The 3,577-nt window shown below is 61.9% G+C and carries 2 protein-coding genes and 1 pseudogene; 2 read left to right on the top strand and 1 reads right to left on the bottom strand.

All coding sequences use genetic code 11. The features are described 5' to 3' along the window. The coding region (locus J6524_RS37800) for a transposase (protein ID WP_312002545.1) at positions 1 to 217 on the bottom strand (217 nt) is incomplete at its 3' end. A gap of 883 nt (positions 218 to 1,100) precedes the next feature. Here J6524_RS37800 and istA point away from each other — a divergent pair. Together istA and J6524_RS36870 are read left to right on the top strand one after the other, a co-directional pair. After that, positions 1,101 to 2,642: pseudogene (gene istA / locus J6524_RS36875) on the top strand (IS21 family transposase). 14 nt (positions 2,643 to 2,656) lie between these two features. Further along, entirely contained in the window at positions 2,657 to 3,214 is a 558-nt protein-coding gene (locus J6524_RS36870; RefSeq protein WP_283843387.1) for an ATP-binding protein, read from the top strand. The last annotated feature ends 363 nt before the right edge of the window (positions 3,215 to 3,577 follow it).

Raw genomic sequence — 3,577 nt, 5'->3', positions numbered from 1 at the left:
GCGCCTTGCGCCGCCAGGCAAACACCTGCGATGGATCAAGCCCGTGAGCCCGCGCGATCGCCGACACGTTCGCCCCCGGCGCGAACGTTTCCCCGACAATCCGCTCCTTCGCCTCCCGCGACCAGCTGCGATGCCTTCGCCCCGGACTGACCGGAAGTCGCTCGGGTGTCGCCGTGATAACTTCGAAGTTCTTAGTGTCAGACCTATGTTCGCTCATATGATCTCCTGGGAACAAATCACCGGGAGATTCTCTGACAATCAAACACCGCCCGCTATGCGGGGCGATCTACACGCTAACAGTCGACCACGCGTAGAGCGTGCAGGGAATCCTTCGTGCGTGTACATTACCGATTCGGTCTCACGCTTCTTCTGCCGCTCGGGCTGCGGAACGGCTTGCCGCGCGCCACGCCGACCAAACCGAGCCTCGACGCGCTGCACGACTTAATCGCGTTGGCAGAAGAGAGCGGGGGCACATGCCCATCGAACCTCGAGAGGTTTGGGGCAGTTTGCCGGAAACGCTCCCGCAGGCGATGGCAGAAGATCTCGCCCAAGTCCTGCGGGAGATGAGCGATGGGCTCGGAACTCGTCAAAACCGGATCACCTGGACCGCAAAGCGGTGGTGTATGTGCGGCAGTCGACGCCAGACCAAGTGATCACCAATCCAGAAAGCCTGAAACTTTAGTACGCCCTCTCGCAGTGCGCTCGTGATCACGGATGGCGCGAGACGGACATCGAGGTGATTGACAGCGATCTTGGGCAGAGCGGCGCTGCCGCAGCCCACGGGAAGAGATTTAAGGACTTGGTCGCGCGCGTCACTCTTGGCGAGGTTGGCCTTATCCTATCGATGGACGTGACGCGCCTGGCGCGCAATTGTTCGGATTGGTACCCGCTGCTTGATGTCTGCGGGCCATCTCCGTTGTTTGATGGCCCACCGTGTGCCTGTTTCGGCAATTCTCGGACAGCCATTTCGGTAATTCGCGGACAGCGATTTCAGTAATTCCGGGACAGGGATTCCGCTAATTCGCGGACAGTTTATGGGGTTGGTTTTCGGGAGCGCCGTTCAGGCAATGTTCCCTCTCAGACTGAGTTTGAGAGGGGCGATGCCGAGACGGAAGCAAGCGAAACGAACCACCGTCAAGGACCTACGATCGATCCTAAGGCTGACGTACGAGCAAGGCCTGTCGGTTCGGGCGATCTCGGAACGGCTGCAGATCAGCAAGACCTCGGTTGCCACCTACCTGCTGCGGGCGCGTGAAGCGGGTTTGAGCTGGCCGCTGCCGGCGATTTACGAGAGCGAGGCGGCATTGCAGCGGGCTCTGTTCCGGCGGGTCGCGCGGCCTCCGCAGGACCTGAGCGAGCCCGAGTGGCCGCGGGTGGCGCAGGAGCTCAAGCGCAAGGGCGTGACGCTGACGCTGCTTTGGCAGGAATACCGGACGGCCCATCCCGACGGTTACGGTTACACCCGGTTCTGCGAGAAGTTTGACGCCTATCGGCGCCGGGTGAACCCGACCTTCCGCCACCGCCACGCGGCAGGCGCAGTGATGCAGACCGACTATGCCGGCCCGACGGTGGAGGTGATCGATCCGCAAACCGGCGAGATCCGTCAAGCGCAGATATTTGTCGCGGTGCTCGGGGCTTCGTCGCTGACCTTCGCTATGGGGAGCTTCGGTCAGCGACTACCAGATTGGATCGAAGGCCAGACGAGGGCCTTGTCGTACTTCGGCGGAGTTCCCAAAGCGATCGTCTGCGACAATTTGAAGGCCGGGGTCGTCAAGGCGTTGTGGTTCGAGCCGACGCTCAATCAAACCTTTGCCGCCATGGCCGAGCACTACGACACGACGATTTTGCCCACCCGCAGCCGCAAGCCTCGCGACAAGGGCAAGGTTGAAGGCGCGGTGCTGCTTGTGGATCCTGACCCGGCTGCGCCATCGGCGGTTCTTCGACCTGATCGATCTCAATAGCGCGATCGGCGGCTTTCTGGAGGAGCTGAACAATCGGCCGATGCGCCATATCGGCAAATCCCGCCGGCAGCTGTTCGAGGAGATCGAACGCACTGCGCTGGCGCCGCTGCCGAGCGAGCCATTCGAATACGCTGAATGGAAAACGGCCAAGGTCCATCCGATTATCACGTCGAAGTCGACAAGACCTTTTACTCGGTGCCGCACCGGCTGATCGGCCGTCGGGTCGATGTCCGGCTCACCTATCGGGCGGTCGAGATCTTCCAGGATCACACGCGCGTCGCCAGCCATGTGCGCCGCTCCCAGCGCGGCGGCCATGTCACCGTCAACGAGCACATGCCCAAAGCCCATCAGCGTTACGCCAATATGACGCCGGCGGCCTTGATCAAGATGGCGGGGCGGATCGGCGTCAACGCCGCCACCCTGGTCGAGCGGATGATGCGCGAGCGCCCGCACCCCGAGCAAGGTTATCGCTCCGCCATGGGGATCATCTCCCTGGCACGGCGCTACGAGCGCAATCGGCTGGAAACAGCCTGCGAGAGGGCGCTCGCCATCAACGCGATCCGCTACTCCTCGGTGAGCGCCATCCTCAAATCCGGGCTCGACCGCGCGAGTCCTGCCGCTGAACCCGTCAAAGCCGCGCCCTCGCACGCCAACCTCCGTGGCGGAGCCTATTATCAATGAAGGAAAGGACCATCATGATGCTGACCCATCCGACCCTCGACCAGATGCAGGCCCTCGGCCTTGCCGGAATGGCGGCCGCTTACCGGCAATTGGCCGAACAGGACAATGCCGCCGATCTCAGCCGCGACGAGTGGCTCGGCCTGATGCTGGATCGCGAAGCCGCCATACGTGCCGACCGGCGCCTGACCAATCGCCTCGCCGCAGCCAAGCTCCGCTTCGTTGATGCCTGTATCGAAGATATCGACTTCGCGTTCCGCCGCGGCCTCGACCGGCGCAACACCCTGCAGCTGGCGCAAGGTGCCTGGCTGAAAGCCCACGATAACCTCATCCTCACCGGTCAAACCGGTACCGGCAAAACCTGGTTGGCCTGTGCCTTCGGGCGCCAAGCGGCCAGGCTCGATCATTCCGTCCTCTATTTGCGTGTGCCGCGCCTGTTCGAGGACCTCGCCATGGCCCGTCTCGACGGTCGCTTCCCGCGCCTCATCGACAAGCTGGCACGTGTTCAGTTGCTCATTCTCGACTTATGTGCAGCCCGCAGTGATGTGGAGCGATATCGATCTCCCCGCTATTAACAGCCGCCTCGACCGTTCCTACTCAACATAACTGACAGCGGTAGCGTGGTTCTCCCAACCATCCAAAAGGGGGCAACCATGCTCGAACACTTATTCCCGAAGGTTCACGCGTGTTACTCGGGATCGTCCAATGGCACCTTGTTGGAAGATTTCGCCACTTGGCTCATCTCGGCTAAGTACGCCCGACCCACAGCCCGCCGTCACGTACGAGGGCTAAAGGAAGCCCTCGACCTGATGGGTTCAGCGCCGCTTGATTGGGGGGGCGGCGTTTCAGGAAGGTTTTTGTCGCAAGCATTTGCCTCCGCGTCATTGCAAGGCACCCGATGCGCCGTTGAACGGTTTCTTACCGCGAGAAGGCTGCTG

The sequence above is a fragment of the Bradyrhizobium hereditatis genome (assembly GCF_020329435.1).
Taxonomy (GTDB): Bacteria; Pseudomonadota; Alphaproteobacteria; order Rhizobiales; family Xanthobacteraceae; genus Bradyrhizobium; species Bradyrhizobium hereditatis.
The sequence above is the reverse complement of the archived record's forward strand: the minus strand, read 5'-3'. Positions and strand labels throughout refer to the sequence as shown.

Excerpts from the sequence above, each read along its gene's own strand:
- J6524_RS36870 (WP_283843387.1), top strand. The coding sequence starts at position 2,657 with ATGATGCTGACCCATCCGACCCTCGACCAGATGCAGGCCCTCGGCCTT.